The organism is Amycolatopsis cihanbeyliensis (genome assembly GCF_006715045.1).
Taxonomy (GTDB): domain Bacteria; phylum Actinomycetota; class Actinomycetes; order Mycobacteriales; family Pseudonocardiaceae; genus Amycolatopsis; species Amycolatopsis cihanbeyliensis.
The window spans coordinates 4224015-4244151 of sequence record NZ_VFML01000001.1 but is presented as its reverse complement, the minus strand read 5'-3'; the positions used below and the strand labels follow the sequence as shown (position 1 = coordinate 4244151).

The following is a 20137-nucleotide window of genomic DNA, read 5'->3' as shown; positions in this document are numbered from 1 at the left end:
GTCCGCACGCATGTACTGGCATTCACCGAGCGGGTATGCCGGATTACATGACGCAGTTGTCATTCGACGCCGGAACCGAGCATGCCCACCTGCGCCTCGCCCAGGTCCTCGGTCCGCTCCCCCGGCGGAGGACTCCGGGCGGCGGTGGCGGGCAGGGACCTTCGTATCCCGACCACCGGTCACACGCGCGGAACATCGACAGGCAACTCGAGTCAATCCGGGACCGGCACCGCGAGCGGGAGCCCGTGCTCGGCATCAAGCCCGAACTGGTCATGGTCATCGAGTTCAACCGGAAGGTTCACGATCTCACCGACGAGGTAGAGCGGGCCGGCGCGCACGTGCTGGGCGTGACCGGCCACCAGGCACTGGCGGCGTTCGCCAGCGATCCAGCACTCACCGCGTTCCGCGAACGCTGCCAAGCGTTCCACAGCGAGACAACAGCCGAGGGCACACCGCGCTACCGGAGTCTGTTCGACGCCATCGACGTCGTCCGGCCGCTTGAACCGGCCGACGTCATCGACGATGACGTGCGGGAACGGGTCGCCGGCGCGGACCCGGCCGAACTGCTGCGGGTCGATCTCGAGTGCTGGTGCACGGAGACCCGAGCCGACACGGAACGCCGTCATCAGGAGACCCGGACCGCCTTGGCCCATGCGGGTGCCGGGGAGCTGGACACCAGTTGCCGCCACGACGTGGGCTTCTCGCTGATCAGGGCCGATATCCCGGCGGGACGGCTGGTGGAGGTGGTACGCACCGACCGGGTGAGCAGGGTGAGCCTGCTCCCGCGCCCCTTGCTCACCCGCAGCCAGGTCCGGCTGTGGTCGCATGACCGGTTCCCGCCGGTCGAGCCGCCGAACCAGAGATCGGCCACGCTGGCGGTGATCGACTCCGGCATCCAGGCCGGACATCCGTTACTGGCACCGGCGGTACGCGAAGCCTTGGCCATCGCACCGTTCACGGACGGCGCCGACGAGAACGGGCACGGGAGCCGGGTCGCCAGTCTCGCCCTGTACGGGTCGCTGGAACGAGCGCTGCACTACAGGCAGCCGTTGCGCCCGGCCGGAAAGCTACTCGGCATACGAGTGCTCGATCACCAGACCGAGTTTCCCGATAAGACATTGTGGCAACCGATGGTCGAGGAAGCCGTGGAGCTGGCGATCGGGCACGGCGCTCGGGTGATCAACCTGTCCCTGGGTGATCCCGCACATCCGTACCGGCCACCACGGCCGGTGGCCATCGCCGCCGCGCTGGATCAACTCGCCAGGCAGCACGACGTCGTGCTGGTCGTCAGTACCGGAAACGTGTTTCCCGGGGACCACACCGGCGTCGAGTACGCGGCCCGCCAGGTCACTTCGGGGGAACACCGGCTCGCGCCACCTTCGATGGCGGCGCTCGCCCTCACCGTCGGTGCCCTGGTGCCGGGGCACGAGCAAGGTGCGCGGCCGGCCCGCGAATCGGTGTCCGTACGCCCGCTCGGCCCGCAGGGAACTCCGAGCCCGGTGAGCCGGACCGGCCCTGGGATCGAAGACGCGATCAAGCCGGAACTGACCGCGCCGGGCGGCACCTACGTTCATGATCGGGATCGCAAACAGGTGCGGACCGACCGGGCCACCGGCACGATCGTCGGGGGCACGGGCGGTGACCCGGAGCATCTACTGGATACCGACATCGGCACCAGCCTCGCGGCACCCCTGGTCAGCCACGCCTGCCTGCGGGTACTCGGCCGGTACCCGTGGCTGTCCGGCCGAGCGGTGCGGGCGCTCGTGCTCGCGTCGGCCGAGCCGGTCCCCCAGGTACTCGACGCCGACACCGACAAGGCGGCGGACCGCGCGCAACTCGGGCTCAGCGGGTTCGGCCGGGTCTCCACGGAGCGAGCCGAGGTCTCGACCGAGCACCGGGCCGTGCTGCTGGCCGAGGAGTCGATGCGGCCCGACCAGGTCCATTTCTACGAGGTCCCGGTGCCCTCCGCCTTCTTCGCCACCGGCCGCAAGTCACTCACCGTCGCGCTGGCCTTCAACCCGGATACCCGGGCAACCAGCCTGAAGTACCTCGCCAGCCGGATGTCGGTGTACGCCTACCGCGGGCCGTCCGTACAGGAGGTACAACGTAAGTTCACCGCGTCCGGCGGCGAACCACCGGAGGCTTTGGACAATGCCAAGGTCGACTTGCAGCCCAGCGACAAGCGCCGGTTACTCGGCGCCAACCAGGCCGCCACCAAGCGGTGGACGACTCATCGGTGGAAGCATCCCGAACACGAGCGACTGGTGCTGGTGGTTCGGAATACGTCCCGGTGGGCAGCGCCCGACGATCCCCAGCGGTACGCGTTGGCTGTCGTGCTGGAGGTGGACGAGAGCATGCCAGGGCTGTACGCGGAGCTGCGTGCCCGGTTCGAGGCGCTGGTCGAGATCGAAACGGAGATCGAGATCTAGTAACCCGAACCGTCCCGACCCGGGAAGAACTTTGCAACCCTACGTAACTCTCCGTTGACTTGGCGCGATGATCTGGCACGCTGGACAGTCCGGTCTCGATCCGATGAGGGGAACACGCGTGAAGCAGCTCGAAGCCCACGAAGTGCCGCTGCACAAGATCTTCTGCAGTGACTACGACTTTCAGATTCCCGAGTATCAGCGGCCGTACGCCTGGGAAACTGAACAGACGCTCCAGCTGCTGGACGACCTGATCGAGGCGCTGGACCGCAACCGGGACGAACCGTACTTTTTGGGTTCGATCGTGCTGGTGAAGGATCCGGACGCACCGGCGGCCCAGGTGATCGACGGCCAGCAACGACTGACCACACTCACCATCCTCTATGCCGTGTTGCGCGACCTCACGCGGGACGAGGAGTTCGCCAAGGAACTCGACGAGATGATCTGCGAGCCGGGCAAGAAGTCCAGGGGACTGCAACGCAAACCTCGACTGGCGCTGCGTTCCCGCGACACCGAGTTCTTCCACAAGTACGTGCAGACCTCCCTCGGCACCAGGGAGCTGGCCAAGGTACCCGCCAACGCGATGTCCACCGAGGCGCAGGAGGCGATCCAGGCCAACTCCGGTGTGCTGTCGGACAAGTTGGGTGGCTGGCACGAGAACCGGCGGCTGGAGCTGATCCGGATGCTGAGCGACCGGACGTACCTGGTCGTGGTGAGCACGTCCGATCTGAACAGCGCGCACCGGATCTTCAGCGTGATGAACGACCGCGGGCTGGATCTCTCCCCCGCGGACATCTTCAAGTCGACCATCATCGGGAACCTGACGAATGGTCAGTCGGCCAACTATTCGAAGAAATGGGAAGACGCGGAGGAGGCACTCGGCCGCGAGGACTTCGCGGACCTCTTCCTGCACATCAGGATGATCTTCGCCAAGGACCGCGCCAAGCGGGAGTTGCTGAAGGAGTTCCCCGAGCAGGTGCTCGACTCCTACCTGCCCAACCGCGCGGACCATTTCGTGGACGATGTGCTGGTCCCGTACGCCGACGCGTACGAGAAGATACGGGACCTGGCGTATGTCGCACCGGAGGATCCGGACGCGGCGGAGCGGGTCAACGCCTGGTTCAAGCGGCTCAGTCAGCTGGACAACAACGACTGGCGGGCACCTGCCCTGTGGGCACTACGGCATCACGGCGGTGAACCCGAGTGGCTGGACCGCTTCTTCCAGAGCCTGGAGAGGCTGGCCGCCAGTATGTTCATCCGGCGTGTCTACACGTCGCTGCGGGCGAACCGGTACGCCGAGCTGCTCCGCGGGCTCGACGCGGGTCACGGACTTTCCGCGGGCGCGTTCCGGCTGAGCGAGGACGAGCAGGCGGAGACACTGAAGCAACTGGACGGCCCGCTGTACCTGGTGACGAAGGTGCGCAAGTACGTGCTGTTGCGGGTCGACGAGGTACTCGCGAAGGATTCCGGTGCCACCTACAAGCATCCGATCATCACGGTGGAGCACGTGCTACCGCAGAATCCGAAGCCGAACAGCACCTGGATGAATGAGTTCTCGGACAACGAGCACCGGCAATGGCGGCACCGGATCGCCAACCTGGTTCTGCTCAACCGCCGGAAGAACTCGGAAGCGCAGAACTACGACTTCGCGATGAAGAAAGAGAAGTACTTCACCGGAAAGAACGGGGTCAGCAATTTCGCCTTGACGACCGGTGTGCTGAGCCATCAGGAGTGGACTTCGGACGTACTGGAGCGCCGCCAGCAGGAACTGACGACCCTGCTGCGCGAGGAATGGCAGCTCGAATAACGCCAGCGCCACTCGATTCTGTAACGATTGGTACGTTGGGTAGCGCTGCGGGGGATCTTGGCGATGTCGCCAGGGCAGGCACAAGGAGGGAGAGGGATCGAGTGGCCATCGATCACGAGGCGTTGCTGGCCGATGCCAAGAAGCAGGTCGACGCGCTGGAGGATGACCTTCGCGAGCGCAGCGCCGAGCCGGAGTTCCACGACCGGCTACGGGCCGAGTACGACGAGGCCATGCAGGCCAAGCGCACCGCGGCGACCTACGAGACCTGGCGGGACGAGCGGGTCACCCAGGCGGCGGTCGCCTGGGTGCTGGGCTGCGTGTTCGTCCGGTTCAGCGAGGACAACGGCCTGATCCCGGAGCCGTTCCTTGCTGGTCCTGGTGATGCGCTGGCCGTGGCCGAGGCACGGCACGAGGCGTTTTTCCGCGAGTACCCGGAGTGCAACGACCGCGACTGGCTCGAGGCCGCGTTCACCCATCTGGCAGATGCCCACCCCACGGCGGCCGGGCTGTTCGACCGGGCACACAACCCACTGTGGGACCTGACCCCCTCGTACGAGGCGGCCAGTGCGCTGCTGCGCTTCTGGCGCAAGCGTGACTCGGACAACGAGATCGTGCACGACTTCACCGACCCGGAGTGGAACACCCGGTTTCTCGGTGACCTGTACCAGGACCTGTCCGAGGCCGCCCGGAAAACCTACGCCCTGCTGCAGACCCCGGAGTTCGTGGAGGAGTTCATCCTCGATCTCACGCTGGAGCCCGCGGTCGAGGAGTTCGGCCTCGAGCCGACCGTGGAGATCCACCGCCAGGGCGGCGGGGTGGAGCGGGCCCTGCACGGCCTGCGCACCATCGACCCTGCCTGCGGCTCCGGCCACTTCCTGCTCGGCATCTTCCACCGGCTGCTGGACAAGTGGCGCAAGACCGCACCCGGGGTGGACGACTGGGACCTGATCCGCCGCTCGCTACGGTCCGTGCACGGCTGCGACAAGAACCCGTTCGCGGCGTCGATCGCCCGCTTCCGGCTGCTGGTGGCCGCGATGCAGGCGGGCGGGGCGGAGCGCCTGTCCAGCACACCGGAGTTCCCGATCAACGTCGCGGTAGGCGACTCCCTCATGCACGGCCGGGACGTGAAGGGCGAGCAGGGCGACCTGCTCGCGATGGCCGAGGAGTTCACCTACCGCACCGAGGATGTGAACGAGTACGTCAACAAGGTCGAACTCCTGACCCCGTCGTCGTACCACGTGGTAGTCGGCAACCCGCCGTACATCACGGTGAAGGACAAACAAGAGAACAAGAACTATCGGGAACGTTGGAGCGCATGCGCGGGAACGTACGCATTGTCGGTTCCGTTCGCTCAGCGACTTTTCCACCTGGCCACACGTGACCAGGAAGGCGGATTCGTCGGCCAGATCACCGCGAACTCGTTCATGAAACGCGAATTTGGAAGGAAGGTAATTGAGCAGTTCTTCCCGACCGTTGCCTTGACCTATGTGATCGACAGCTCTGGTGCATATATCCCAGGACATGGAACCCCAACAGTCATCCTCGTCGGACGCAAGACCTACCCGAACCCAAACGAGGCAATCCGTACTGTCCTCGGGGTACGGGGCGAGCCGACCGTACCCAACGATCCGACTACCGGATTCGTGTGGACGGCAATAGTCGATCAGATCGACCGACCCGGCAGCGACTCAGAATGGGTGTCGTCGCAGGACATACCGAGGCAAAGCTTTTCGACTCACCCATGGTCGCTAAGTGGTGGCGGAGCTTCGGATCTGCTCGTCACATTAGATTCGCCCGCATCGAGGCTGAGCGAACGTATGGACAGTAGCGGGCGCACCACTCACACCGGCCTAGACGATGCATTCTACCTACCCCGAACCTCAACGAACACTAGAAATGTTTCCACGGGCTGCGTGCCAGTAATCCTCGGCGAACACGTCCGAGACTTTACAATCGAGGCACCAATACGTACACTTTTTCCATACGATCCACAAGGCAACAGACGTGACCTGGGAAACTCCGAGCATCGTTTTGCTTGGCCAAACAGGACCTCATTGAGAGAGCGAATAGATTTCGGAAATAAACCTGAAGAACGCGGGCTCTGGTGGTTCGAGCACAGCATGTTCTTCCCGAACCGTTTTCGTTCACCGATGTCGATTTCCTTCGGCTTCGTAGCGACACACAATCACTTTGTTCTGGACCGAGGCGGTAAGGTGTTCAAGCAGTCTGCTCCGGTCATCAAGTTGCCCACAGACGCGGGCGAGGACGATCATCTGGCGTTGCTCGGCATCCTCAACTCGTCCACGGCCTGCTTCTGGCTCAAGCAAGTTAGCCACAACAAGGGCAACGAGGGCTACCAGTCTGGGATCAAGACCGAGATGTGGGAGCGCTTTTTCGAATTCACCGGGACCAAGCTACAAGATTTTCCACTTCCTGCCGAACTTCCACTCAGCTTCGGGCAAGGATTGGACTCACAAGCGCAGGAGCTTGCCGCCTGCGAGCCATCAGCCATCGCGGAGGAATCCACACCGACCAGGGATCGGTTAGAAGCTGCCCGAGCCGAGCACACCCGCATCCGGGGGAGGATGATCGCGCAGCAGGAGGAGCTGGACTGGGAGGTTTACCGGCTCTACGGGTTGCTGACCGAGGCCGAGGCCGCCGAACTACGCGCCAAGGACGAGGACGTGCCGGAGCTCAAGCTCGGCGAGCGGGCGTTTGAGATCGTGCTGGCGCGGAAGATGGCGGCCGGAGAGGTCGAGACCGCCTGGTTCGAGCGGCATGGGTCGACGCCGATCACGGAGATTCCGGAGCACTGGCCGGCAGGCTACAAGCGGGTCGTCGAGAAGCGGATCGAGACGATCGAGAACCGCCGGGACATCGCGCTGATCGAGCGGCCGGAGTGCAAGCGGCGGTGGGCGAGTGAGCCCTGGGAGAAGAAGGAGCGCGAAGCCCTCGAAACCTGGCTGCTGGACCGGTGCGAGGACAAAAACCTCTGGTACGCGCCGATCGACGGGATCAAGCAGCCGCGCACGCTCACCGTCAATCAGCTCGCCGACCTGCTACGCGGGGACGAGGACCTGAACCAGGTCGCCCAGCTCTACGCCGCCGACCACCTCGGCAACCGGGATCTGCCGCTGGCCGACGTGCTGGAGCGGATCATCGCCGACGAGCACGTTCCCTACCTCGCCGCGATGCGGTACAAGGACACCGGCCTGCGCAAGCGCGCCCAGTGGGAGGACGTCTGGGAGCAGCAGCGCGAGGAGGACCGCACCGGCAAACGGCTGGACATCCCGGTACCGCCGAAGTACAAGTCCGCCGACTTCCGCAAGACCTCCTACTGGTCGCACCGGGGCAAGCTGGACGTGCCGAAGGAGCGGTTCATCTCCTACCCGGAGGCGAGCCCGGACGCCGACCCGACGCTACTGCTCGGCTGGGCCGGCTGGGACCACCTCGACCAGGCGCAGGCCCTGGTCAACCTGGTCAACGACCGCACCGAGCAGGCAGGACGGGACACCGCGAAAATCACCCCGCTGCTGGCCGGGCTGGCCGAGCTGATGCCCTGGGTGCACCAGTGGCATGGTGACTACGACCCGGAGTGGGGCGGCAACCCCGCCGAGGAGCTCAGGACCTACCTGCACCAGCAGCAGGTCACGCACCAGCTGACGGACGATAATCTGAAGGATTGGCGGCCGGAGCAACGGCGCAAGAGAGGGGCGGCACGCGGGTGAGCGAGCAGATGTATCTGCGCGACGTACTGGACATGCCGGAGTCGGTGCACTCCGGCGACTTCAAGATCGACCTGTCCAAGGGGTTCACCGCCACCGAGGTGATGGTCGGCCAGTACGTCGTCACCGACCAGCTCCTCGACGCCTTCCGCAGGGCGTTGCTGCTGGTCCGCGCCGCGCTGCGGGACGGCAGCTCGCACGCCGCCTACCTGCATGGTTCCTTCGGCTCCGGTAAGAGTCACTTCCTCACCGTGCTGCAGGCCATCCTCAACGACCACGAGGCCGCCCGGGACAAGCGTGAGCTGGCCCCCGTCTTCACCGAACACGACGAGTGGCTGCGCGGGCGGAAGTTCCTGATGGTGCCCTACCACCTGGTCGGCGCCACCGACCTGGACTCCGCACTGCTCGGCGGGTACGTGCACACCGTCCGGGAAGTGCACCCGAAAGCGGACACCCCGCCGGTGTACCGCTCCGATGAAATGCTGCGGGACGCCCGCGGGCTACGCGCCAGCATCGGGGACGAGAAGTTCATCGAGCTGCTCGGCGGCCGCGAGGAGCAGGCCCCGGCGGATGAGGACGACGTCGAGCCGCTGGACGAGATGAGCGGGTGGACCAGCGCGGAGCTGGACGCCGCGTTCGCCGCGCCTGCCGGGGAGCCGCTGCGGGACGCGCTGGTGTCCGCCCTGCTCTCCGGCCCGATGGCCTCCTACGCCTCCAACAAGCGCGGCGAGAAGGACGCCTTCCTGCCGCTGGAGAACGGCCTCTCGGTGATCAGCAGGCACGCCAAGGGTCTCGGCTACGACGGCGTGGTCCTCTTCCTGGACGAGCTGATCCTCTGGCTACAAGCGCACCTCTCCCGCCGCGACTTCGTGAACGACCAGGTCAGCAAGCTGGTGAAACTGATCGAGTCCGGGGACACCGACCGGCCGGTGCCGATCATCTCGCTGATCTCCCGGCAGCGGGACCTCACCCAGCTCATCGGCGCCGACGTGCTGGGCGCGGACGTGAAGAACCTGGAACAGCAGGTGCAGTACCTCGCCGAGCGGTTCGACACGATCAGCCTCGAGGACCGCAACCTGCCCGCGATCATCAAGGAGCGGGTGCTCAAGCCGCTGCCGGGCAAGGAATCCGAGCTGGACGCCGCCTTCGCCCGGATCGACTCGGTCAAGTCCGGGGTGAAGGAGGCGCTGCTCGACGCGAACGGCGCCACGCATGCCCAGTGGTCCGACTTTCGCGCCGTCTACCCGCTGTCTCCGGCTCTGCTCAACGTCCTCGTCGCGCTGTCCGGCGCGCTGCAGCGCGAGCGCACCGGGCTGAAGCTGCTGCAGGACATGCTGCACCGGCGCCGGGACGACATGAAAGTCGGCGAGCTGATCCCGCTCGGCGACCTGTGGGACGTGCTCACCGAGGGCAGCACGGCGGCGTTCACCGACCGGCTGCGCAAGGAGGCCGAGGCCGCCCAGCGTTTCCACAAGCGGGTGCGCGCCTACCTTGAGGACAAGTACGGCTCCACCGACGACCCCCGCTTCCTCGCCGACGAGCGGCTGGTCAAGACGCTGCTGCTGGCCTCACTCGCCCCCGACGTGTCCGCGCTGAACCGGCTCACCGGTACCCGGCTGGCCGCGCTCAACCACGGCTCGCTCACCTCCCGCACCGTCTCCCCCGGCTCACTCGCGGTCACCCGGTTGCGCGAGATCCAGGCCGAGTTCGGCCAGCTGCGCTCCGAGGGTGACGAGGACCCGGTGTTCGCCCTGCACCTTTCCGACCTGGATATCGAGCCATTGCTGGCTGATGTCGCCGACGCGGACGACGCCGGTGCCCGGCGGATCTGGATCAAGGAGAAGCTGTGGGAAGCCATGGGTGTCCGGGACGACGACGCGTTCGTCTGCGAGCGGGAGATCATCTGGCGGGGTAGCAGGCGCACCGCGGAGTTCGTCTTCGAGAACGTCCGGGACCGGCAGGCGTTACCGGACCTCCAGTTCAGGCCCAGCATCGAGGGCAGGATCCGGTTCGTCCTCGATTACCCGTTCGACGAGGGAGACGAGCGGGTCAGCGCGGACCGGAACCGGGTGTACAACCTGCGCAGCGAGGGCGTCCGGGCGGCGACCATCGTGTGGCTGCCCGCGTTCCTTTCCGAGCAGCGGTCCAGCCAGCTCGGCAAGCTGCTGCGGATCAACTACCTGCTCACCCGCAACCGGCTGGACGACCACACCGCCGAGCTGTCCACCGACGACCGGATCCGGATGCGGCATCAGCTGCAGGCCCAGCGGGACAACCTGACCACGCAACTGGTCAGCGTGCTCGGTCAGCTCTACGGCATCGCCAGGGGCGACGCGGGCAACGTGATGGACGGCTCGATGCTGGAGGAGGGCCACGTGTTCTCCCTGCACCCCGAGTACGAGCCCCGGCTGCAGGGTGGCGCCACTTTCGAGTACAACGTGCAGGAGCTGGCGGATGGCCTGTTCGCCGAGCTGTACTCCAACCATCCCGACTTCGACCCCAAGCAGCAACGCAAGCCGGTCACCACCGCCGAGCTGCGCACCGCGCTGGCCTGCATGACCAGGGCAGCCGAGGAGGGTGGCCGGGTAGTGCTGGAACGCGGTCAGCTGGACCCGGTGCGCCGGATCCTGCACCCGCTCAAGCTCGGCGAGGTGCACGACGGGCCGCTGATCCTGAACAACGAGTGGCGCAAGCGGATCGACCAGTGGGCCACCAAGAAGGGCGTCACCGGCGACTACGCCGTGGACGACATCCGGGAGTGGATCGCCGAGCTGGACTACACCGGCCTGGACAAGCAGGTCAGCAGCCTGATCATCGCCGGGTACGCGCTGCTGGCCGACCGGGCCTGGGTCTACCACGGGATCGTGCAGAGCGAACCGCCCAACCTGGACAGCATCGGCAGCGGCTGGACGCTGCGGGCGCAGGAACTGCCCAGCGAGGAGGAGTTCGAGCAGGGCCGTATCCGGGCGGGGGCCCTGTTCGGGGCCTCGGTGGCGCCAGTGCTGTTCGCGCGGAACGTCGCCAGGCTCGCCGGGCAGGTGAACGATCAGGTGAACCAGCACGAGCAGGCGATGCACGGGCTGTACAAGTCACTGGAACGGCACGGCGGGGCGCTCGGCCTGACCGACGCAGCGCCACGGGTCCAGGCCACCCGGCGGGCGGCCGAGCTGCTGGCAAGCCTTTCCGGCAAGAGCGACCCCACCGAGCTGGTCCGCACGCTGGCGCACCTGCCGAACCCGGCCGGCGACAAAGCGCTGGCCAGGACGATCACCTCCGCGCCCGCGGTGCTCGACGCGCTGGACCGAACCCAGTGGGAGCTGCTGGAAACCCTGCGCACCTTCACCGGCCGCCAGGACGGGGTCGGCGACCGGGCCGAGCGGTTGATCAGCCAGGTCAACGCGGCCGCCCATGCCGAGGAGAAGGACACCGAACTCGGGCCGGTGCTCATCGAGATGCAGCGCACCGCGCTGCGGATCATCCAGAACGCCAACTACCGCGAGCAGTCGCCTCCGCAACCACAGCCGGAGCCGACTCCCACCCCCGCGCCCGCGGAGACCGGGCGCCGCACCTGGCAGATCCCGGCAAGCGTGGCCGAGCAACGGCTGCAGGAGATCCTGGCCGAGGTGCAGGGCGAGATCACCGACTTCGCCGCGAACGACCCCGATGTCGACGTGGTGCTCGAGTGGCGACCGGTGTCCCGGGACGGGCAGGGCTGATGAGCACGCCTGCCCCGGCGGTCAGCAAGCGCGTCCTGGAGACGCTGCTGCAGGAGTACCTGCCCGACGCGGCCGGACGGCGACTCGTCCTGGTGCACGGCAGCTACGAGCCGGGCGCGCCGACGCGGTTCTCGGTCAGCGTGGACGAGCAGCGCTGCGCGGTACAGGTCAGCGACCAGGCCGGGGTACTCGGCATCGCGGCGGCCTGGCTGGACCATCAGGGCAGCACCGGCGAGGGCGACGTGCTGGTGGTCACCACCCAGGTCGACGACGAGGAACTGGACTGGGACCTGCGCGGGCACGCCGTCCGGCAGCGCAAGCTCTCCGTGGACCCGGCCGAGGTCGTCCGCGCCCGGTTCGGCGCCAACCGGTTGGACCCGCGGATCTGGGAGGCACGTTGGCTGGTCAGTGCGCTGCTGGCGGCCGAGCCAACCCAGGGATGGGCACAGGCGGGCCGGGTGCTCACCTACGACGCGGCGTTGCGCGCACTGACCGGGCAGCGCCTCGGCCTGGACGCGGCTGGCCTGGATGTCGACCAGCTGCTGGCCTGGACCAGGGGCGGTGGCGGGCCGCTCCGGTTCGCCGAGCTGCCGAACGCCGAGCGGGCGGGCATCACCAGGTGGCTGACCGAGACCATCGGGCAGGCGGTGGAGCCGCTGCTCGCGCTGGTCGCCGCCGGGCGCGGGGCGAACACCATGGCACTCGGAGTGCTGGGCAGCGCGCTGGACGACCCCTCGATCACCCCGGACACCGCGGTAGCCGTGGGCGGGCTGTTCCCCGGCATCCGGGCCGACGCGGTACGCGAGTTCGCGACGGCGGTGGCCGGGACGCTCGCCCGCTGGCTCGCCTCCGCCCGGCACGGTACGGCGGGCGGCGGGCTACACGCGGCCGACGACGTGCTGCGCGTACTGGACCGGGCCGACGAGCTGGCCGGGCAGGCCGGGCTCCAGCAGGCGCTGCGGGGCAGCCCGCTGCTGCCCTCGGCGCTGCGCGCCCGGCAGCGTGACCTGGCGGCGGCGCTACCCGACCCGGCCGCCGCCGAGCGCGCGCTGGTCGAGCTGGAACGGCACCTGCTCGCCGAGGTATATGCCCAGCAGCGCCAGGCGGCCAGGATGGCGGTCCGGATCGCCCGCTGGCTCGGCACACCCGAACCCGAGGTCAGGTCGGTAGCCGCCGGGTTGCGGCAGCAGGTCACCGAGTGGGGCTGGGCGGACTGGGCACGCGAGGTGGTCTGGGCCGGGGACGACTCGGCCGATCCCCAGGTGGCCGATGCCTACCGGCGGCTGTGCGAGCGGGCCATACAGCGACGGGACCGCCTGGACCAGCGGTTCGCCGAGCGCCTGGCGCCCTGGGCCGAACGCGCCGCCACGCAGGCGCCGCAGGACTGCCTGCTGATCGAGGACGTGCTGGATCGGGTTGCTGTTCCGCTGGCCAGGTCGAAGGTGCCGCTGGTGGTCGTGCTGCCTGGGATGAACGCCGCCGTGGCCGCCGAGCTGGGGCAGGAGCTGGCCCAGTGGCAACACTGGGTGGAGGCCGGCCCGGAGCCAGGGGCCCGGCTCGCCGCGGCGGCCGCCGTCCCCTCCACCGGCGGGACCGGGCTTGCTGCCCTGCTCAGTGGAACCCTCGGCAATGAAGACACCGCGCAGGCCGGGTTCGCCGCGTTCTGGAAGCGGCACCGCAAGCAGGCCAAGCTGTTCACCTCGGCCGAGATCGGTGGCGGCGCCGGGCACCGGCTGGACGGCGAGGTGCTGACCGCGCTGGCCGAGGACAAGGTGGTCGGCCTCGTGCTGGACACCATCGACGACACGCTCGGCCGCGGCAGGCCGGGCTCCGGTGCGGGCTGGCGGATCGGCGACATCCGGTTCCTCGGCGAGTTGCTCGCGCAGGCGAGCAGTTACGGCCGCCCGGTGCTGCTGGCCACCGACCACGGGCACGTACTGGACCGGGGCACGCCGGGCGTGGAGATCGACGGCGAGCACGGCGCCCGGTGGCGTACCGGAGCCGCGGGGGAGGGTGAGCTGGAGCTGACCGGACCCCGGGTCGGGGACGGGGGTGGCCGGGTCACCGTGCCCTGGCGGACCGGCATCCATTACGGGCGAGCCAGGGCCGGTTATCACGGTGGAGCCAACCCCGCCGAGCTGGCCGCTCCGGTGCTGGTGCTGCTACCCAGCCGGGAGCTGCTGCCGTCCGGGTGGTCGGCACTCAGCCCCGAGTCGGTGCCCCCGGCCTGGTGGCGCGGGACTTCCTCGGGACGGCCCGAGGCGGCGCCGGAGCCGCGCAAGCCCGCGCGTGACCGGGGTAAGGCCACGGCGCAGCAGGGCGCCGCGCTGTTCGAGGTGCACGAGCCTGCTGCGCCCGCGCCGTCCAGCCTCGGCGAGCGGGTGGTCGCCAGCAAGGTGTACGAGGCGCAGAAGGTGTTCGTGCGCAAGGCACCGGCCGCCAAGGTGGTGGCGGCGGTGCTGGACCGGATCGTCGAAGCGGGCGGCACGCTCTCGGTCACCGCGGTCGTGGCGGCCGCGGGCACCGCCGCTCGTAACCCGGACGGTTTCCTGGCGACCCTGCAGCGGTTGCTGAACGTCGAGGGCTACCCGGTTATCGAGCCGATCGACGCCGGGCGCAACGTCAAGGTGCAGGTGGAGTTGTTGCGGGAGCAGTTCGAGGTGGACGGCACATGACGGCCGCGGTCAGCGCGGCCCGGCGGCGCGAGGTGATCGACGCGCTGCGGCGGGGCACCGTCCCGCAGGCGGGACTGGACCTGCTGGCGGTGGGCCTGGACCGCTTCACCGGGGCGCTGGACGAGGACCTCGGCACGATCGCCCGTGGCGGTGCCGCCTTCCACGCCATCCGCGGGGAGTACGGCTCGGGCAAGACCTTCTTCGCCCGCTGGCTGGCCGAGCGGGCCAAGCGCGCCGGGCTGGCCACCGCCGAGGTGCAGATCTCCGAGACTGAGACCCCGCTGCACCGGCTGGAGACGGTGTACCGCAGGCTCACCGAGCGGCTGGCGACGGCCACCCACCAGCCCAGCGCGCTGCGCGCGATCGTGGACTCCTGGTTCTACACACTCGAGGAGGACGTGCTCGACGCGGGCGAGGTGACCGAGGACGACACCGAGGCGCTGGCTGCGGCCGTCGATGAGTTGATGGAGCAGCGGCTGACCGAGGTCGCCCGCAACACGCCCGCCTTCGCCGCGGCGCTGCGCGGGTACCGGCGGGCCCGGCTGGCCGGGGATGCCCCGACCGCCGAGGGACTGATCGCCTGGCTGGGTGGGCAGAAGTCGGTGGCGGCCTCCGCACGACGGGCGGCGGGGGTCCGTGGCGACCTGGACCACTTCGCCGCCTGGGGATTCCTGCAGGGCTTGCTGACCCTGCTGCGGGATTGCGGGCATCCGGGGTTGCTGGTGGTGCTGGACGAGATCGAGACGCTGCAGCGGGTCCGCGGGGACGTGCGGGAGAAGGGTCTGAACGCACTGCGCCAGTTGCTGGACGAGATCGACTCCGGCCGCTTCCCCGGGCTGTTCCTGGTGATCACCGGCACACCCGCGTTCTACGACGGGCAGCAGGGGGCGCAGCGGCTGCCACCGCTGGCGCAGCGGCTGGCCACGGACTTCACCACCGAGGCCCGGTTCGACAACCCGCGGGCGGTGCAGTTACGGCTGCCCGGTTTCGACCTGGACCGGCTCGGCGAGCTCGGCCGCAAGGTCCGTGATCTCTACGCCGAGCAGGCACGTAACGCCGACCGGGTGCGCGAGCTGGTGGACGACGCCTACGTCGCGGAGCTGGCAAAGGCCATGACCGGGAAGCTCGGCGGGAGAGTTGGGGTGGTGCCCCGGATCTTCCTGCGCAAGCTGGTGGAGGCCGTCCTCGATCGGGTCGAGGAGTACGAGACGTTCGACCCGCGGGTGGACTACCCGATGACCGTGCGCGTCGACGAGCTGACCGAGGTCGAGCGCAACGCCGCTGCCGGGGCCGATGACGTGGACCTGGATCTGCCGTGAGCGGTTCCGTGCTGGACCGGCTGCATCCGGCACTGGTGCACCATGTCGTGAACACGCTGGGCTGGCCGAGCCTGCGCCCGCTGCAGGAAGCGGCCATCGAGCCCGTGCTTGACGGCAAGGACGCCATCCTGCTCGCACCCACGGCGGGCGGAAAGACCGAGGCTGCCTGTTTCCCGCTACTGAGCGCGATGGAGCAGCGGCGCTGGCACGGGGTCTCCGTGCTCTACGTCTGTCCACTTCGGGCGCTGCTGAACAACCTGGAGGGGCGGCTGGCAAGCTACGCGGCCTGGCTCGGCCGCACGGCGGCGGTGTGGCACGGGGATGTCCCCACCTCGGAGCGCAAGCGGATCCAGCTCGACGAACCGGACTTCCTGCTCACCACCCCGGAGTCGCTGGAGGCGATGCTGGTCTCCACCAAGGTAGACGCCCGCCGGATGTTCGCCGGGCTGCGGGCCGTGGTCGTGGACGAGGTGCACGCCTTCGCCGGGGACGACCGGGGCTGGCACCTGCTCGCCGTGCTGGAGCGGCTGTCCCGGCTGGCCGGACGCCCGCTGCAACGCATCGGACTGTCGGCCACCGTGGGCAACCCCACCGAGTTGCTGGCCTGGTTGCAGGGTTCCGGCCGGGAGCGGGAGCGCGCGGTGGTGGCACCGCAGGCAGGTGCGGCGACGGCGGCCGAGCTGACCGTGGACCACGTGGGCACGGTGGACAACGCGGCGAAGGTGATCGCCGCGCTGCACGGTGGGGAGAAGCGGCTGGTCTTCGTGGACAGCAGGCGCCGGGCCGAGGAGCTCGGCGCGGCCCTGCGCGCCCGCGAGGTCACCACGTTCCTCTCGCATTCCTCGCTGTCGGCGCAGGAACGCAGAAGATCGGAGCAGGCGTTCGCCGAGGCCCGCGACTGCGTCATCGTGGCGACGTCCACATTGGAACTGGGAATCGACGTCGGCGACCTGGACCGGGTGATCCAGCTGGACGCGCCGCGCACGGTGGCGTCGTTCCTGCAGCGGCTGGGCCGTACCGGTCGGCGGTCGGGCACCAGCCGCAACTGCCTGTTCCTCTGCCTGGAACAAGACGCTGTACTGGCCGCCGCTGGGTTGCTGGAACGCTGGGCCGCGGGCTGGGTCGAGCCGATCGTGGCGCCACCGCGGCCCCGGCACATCGCGGCCCAGCAGATCCTGGCGCTCGCCCTGCAGGAGAACACGATCGGCAGGAACACCTGGCGGGAATGGTGGGGCGACCTTCCGCTGTTCGACGCCGAGGCCGACGCGATCATGAACCACCTGCTGGCCGAGGGATACCTGGAGCTGGACGGCTCGATGGCCTTCATCGGACCGGAGGCGGAGCGGAAGTTCGGCCGGCGGTACTTCTCCGACCTGCTCGCCGTGTTCAGCGCGCCGCCCGAGTTCACCGTGTTCGCCGGGCGGGACGAGCTCGGCAAGGTCGGGGACGAGGTGCTGCTGGCCGACGAGCACGGCGGGCCGCGGGTACTGCTGCTGGCCGGGCGGGCCTGGCAGGTCGGCCATATCGACTGGAAGCGGCGGCGCTGCTTCGTGGAACCGAGTGACCTGCCTGGGCGGGCGAAGTGGGGCAGCACCGGCGGTGGCCTGTCGTTCGAGCTGGCCAGGGGGCAACGGACGGTGTTGCTGGGCACCGACCCCGCCGGGGTGAGCTTCACCCGACGAGCCGCCGCCGTGCTGGACGAGCTGCGGGCACACCACACCGGCAACATCGCGGCCGAGGCGACGGTGGTGCGTAGCGAGGGCGGCGACCTGCGCTGGTGGACCTGGGCCGGCACCGCGGCGAACCGCAGCCTGCAAGCCTCGCTGCCCGGGCTCGTCGACCCACGGCAACGCATCGATGACCGGTCCTTGCGCCTGCTTCCCGAACTCACCTCGAAAACGATCAACGCCGGGCTACGCACTCTGACCCCACACGCGCCGGAGGTCAACGACCAGGCCATCACCGGCCTGAAGTTCGCGGCGGCCCTGCCCGTGGAGTTGGCTCGGGATACCGTGGCCGCCCGGCTGGCCGACTACGAGCACGCTCGGCAGGCCGCTACGGAGCCGCGGCGCTTCCGACTGGATCGGGCAGACTGAGGCTCGTGACCTTGGACGATCTTGCCCGGCGGCTGCGCGAGTTCGCCGATGCCCGGGACTGGGAGCAGTACCACACGCCGAAGAACCTGGTCATGGCGCTTTCCGGGGAGGTGGGCGAGCTGACCGCGCTGTTCCAGTGGCTGACCCCGGAGGAGTCGGCCACGGCACTGGAGGATCCGGAACTACGCCCGGAGGTGCTGGACGAGCTGGCCGACGTCGCCATCTACCTGGTGCGGCTGGCCGATGTGCTCGGCGTGGACCTGATGGATGCCGCACGGGCGAAAATCGCGCGCAACGAGTCGCGTTTCCCGCCCGGCTCGGCGGGCCAGATCTACTAACCTTGGCCTTCGCGGCCCGACGGGCACCGAAGCGAGACTTCGTCGCTGCCCCCACCCGCACGTCATTCGCGTGCGCACAGGGGGAAGACGTTGGCTCTCGTTCGGCAGAGTGCCGAGGACCTGCTCATCGAAGCCAGAGCGGAACGGCTGCACCTGCGGCTACAGGAACAGGCGCGGTTCGCGCTGGAGCACCGGGCCGGGACCGGTGAGGTCAACTCCTGGAAACGCAGCCTGCTGGTGTTCCTGACCGACCTGGTCGACGCCGGGCTCGGGCATGTTGAAGTGCTGCTCGAACACCAACTCCCGCACAGTCCCAAGCGGGTGGACGCGGTGCTGTGCGGCACGCACCCGCGCAGCGACGGCGGCGAGCCGAGTTACGTGTTGGTCGAGCTCAAGCAGTGGTCCGCGGCCGAGATGGTGGCGGCGGACGTCGTCCGCGTGGACTACTACGCCGATCCCGTGCTGCACCCGGCCGAGCAGGTCCGGTCCTACTGCGAGTACCTGGTGGATTCCACCCCGGCGCTGGCCGAGTCGCCGCACGCCGTGCACGGGGTCGCCTACCTGCACAACGCTCGCACCAGTGGGGTCGCCACGCTCGGCCAGTACCGGCCCAGCGACCTCGGCCAGCTCTTCACTGCGGACGACAAGGCCGACCTGTTGAAGCACCTACGCTCGCTGCTGGACGTGCGCGGCGAGCGGGACGCGGCACGCAAGGCGGCCGACGACTTCCTGAGCTTCCGGCATGGCCCGACGAAACCGCTGCTCGACCTGGCGGCCAAGGAGATCGAAGAACGCGAGCAGTTTGTCCTGCTCGACGAGCAACGGGTCGCGTTCCAGGTGGTGAACCAGGCGGTGCGGCGGGCACGGGCGGCGCGGACACAGACCGTCGTCGTGGTGCTCGGCGGCCCGGGGTCCGGCAAGAGTGTCATCGCGCTGAGCCTGATGGGCTCCCTGTCCAGGCAGGGTCGAGAGGTGCACCACGCCACCGGGTCGAGAGCGTTCACCAACACCATGCGGCAGATCTCCAGCCGCCGCGAGAAACGGTTGAAGAACCTGTTCAAGTTCTTCAACAACTACACCACGTCCGAGCAACGAGGGCTGGACGTGCTGCTGTGCGACGAGGCCCACCGGATCAGGGAAACCAGCGTCACCAGGTTCACCGGCAGGGAGCAACGGGCTCGGGCCCGGCCACAGGTGAACGAGCTGATCGACGCGGCGTGGGTTCCGGTGTTCCTGCTGGACGAGAACCAGACGGTGAAACCCGGCGAGATGGGCTCGCTGGCGGAGATCCGCGAGGCGGCCCACGCACTCGGCTGCCAGGTCGAGGTGGTGCCGCTGGAGGGGCAGTTCCGCTGTGGTGGTTCCGCCACGTTCGACGACTGGGTTGCCCGCCTGCTTGGGCTCGACCGCAGGCCACCTGCTCCCTGGAGCGAGCTGGCTTCACCACTGGATGAGGAGTTCACGGTCTCCAGTGCGGCCTCACCGCAAGCTCTCGAACACTGGTTGCTGGAGAAGCAACGGCAGCACGAGGGGACGGCGCGGGTCGCGGCGGGCTTCTGCTGGCGCTGGAGCAACCCGGTGGAAACCCCCGAGGGCATGGCGCTGGTCCGCGACGTGCAGATCGGCGACTGGCAGCGTCCCTGGAACGCGAAGCCCGGAAAGCGGGTACCGGAAGCACCCGAGTCGCACTACTGGGCGTCCGATGAGCGCGGCTTCCACCAGGTCGGCTGCATCTATACCGCACAGGGGTTCGAGTACGACTGGGCCGGGGTGATCTTCGGACCGGATCTGGTGCGCCGCGGCGACCGCTGGGTGCCGCGCCGGGAGTACTCCCACGACACGGATGTGAAGAAGGCGGGCGAGCTGCACTTCGGTGCCCTGATCCGGAACACCTACAAAGTGCTGCTCACCCGCGGTATGCGGGGTGTGTGCGTGCACTCCACGGATCCGGAGACTCAGGAGTTCCTGGATTCGATGGTCCGCTGAGCCGACGGCGCGGGCGAGCCCCGGCCGCGGGGCGGCACGCGAACCCGGT

Annotated in this window: 9 protein-coding genes; all 9 read left to right on the top strand. The window is 68.6% G+C overall.

The features are described from left to right. The first annotated feature begins 47 nt into the window (after window positions 1–47). Window positions 48–2429 (top strand): S8 family peptidase, encoded by a 2382-nt coding sequence (locus FB471_RS19225; RefSeq protein ID WP_211358067.1) that lies wholly within the window; start codon window positions 48–50, stop codon window positions 2427–2429. 118 nt (window positions 2430–2547) lie between these two features. After that, on the top strand, window positions 2548–4233 hold the full coding sequence (locus FB471_RS19220; protein ID WP_211358066.1) for a DUF262 domain-containing protein: 1686 nt from the start codon (window positions 2548–2550) through the stop codon (window positions 4231–4233). After that, window positions 4158–7961, top strand: coding sequence for a BREX-2 system adenine-specific DNA-methyltransferase PglX (pglX, locus tag FB471_RS19215; RefSeq protein WP_246076475.1), 3804 nt, complete (start codon window positions 4158–4160; stop codon window positions 7959–7961). The genes FB471_RS19220 and pglX overlap by 76 nt, the downstream gene beginning before the upstream one ends. Then, window positions 7958–11674, top strand: a complete 3717-nt coding sequence (locus FB471_RS19210; protein WP_342779446.1) for a BREX-2 system ATPase PglY family protein — start codon at window positions 7958–7960, stop codon at window positions 11672–11674. The genes pglX and FB471_RS19210 overlap by 4 nt, the downstream gene beginning before the upstream one ends. Beyond that, window positions 11674–14349: a BREX-2 system phosphatase PglZ gene (gene pglZ / locus FB471_RS19205; protein WP_141999817.1), complete on the top strand. Its 2676-nt coding sequence runs from the start codon at window positions 11674–11676 to the stop codon at window positions 14347–14349. Before FB471_RS19210 ends, pglZ begins: the two co-directional genes overlap by 1 nt. After that, entirely contained in the window at window positions 14346–15668 is a 1323-nt protein-coding gene (brxD, locus tag FB471_RS19200) for a BREX system ATP-binding protein BrxD (RefSeq protein ID WP_141999816.1), read from the top strand. The genes pglZ and brxD overlap by 4 nt, the downstream gene beginning before the upstream one ends. Further along, window positions 15665–17764, top strand: a complete 2100-nt coding sequence (locus FB471_RS19195; RefSeq protein ID WP_141999815.1) for a DEAD/DEAH box helicase — start codon at window positions 15665–15667, stop codon at window positions 17762–17764. Before brxD ends, FB471_RS19195 begins: the two co-directional genes overlap by 4 nt. Before the next feature lie 5 nt (window positions 17765–17769). After that, window positions 17770–18102, top strand: a complete 333-nt coding sequence (locus FB471_RS19190; RefSeq protein ID WP_141999814.1) for a nucleotide pyrophosphohydrolase — start codon at window positions 17770–17772, stop codon at window positions 18100–18102. 90 nt (window positions 18103–18192) lie between these two features. Then, window positions 18193–20088, top strand: coding sequence for a DUF2075 domain-containing protein (locus FB471_RS19185; RefSeq protein ID WP_141999813.1), 1896 nt, complete (start codon window positions 18193–18195; stop codon window positions 20086–20088). Window positions 20089–20137: the final 49 nt, after the last annotated feature.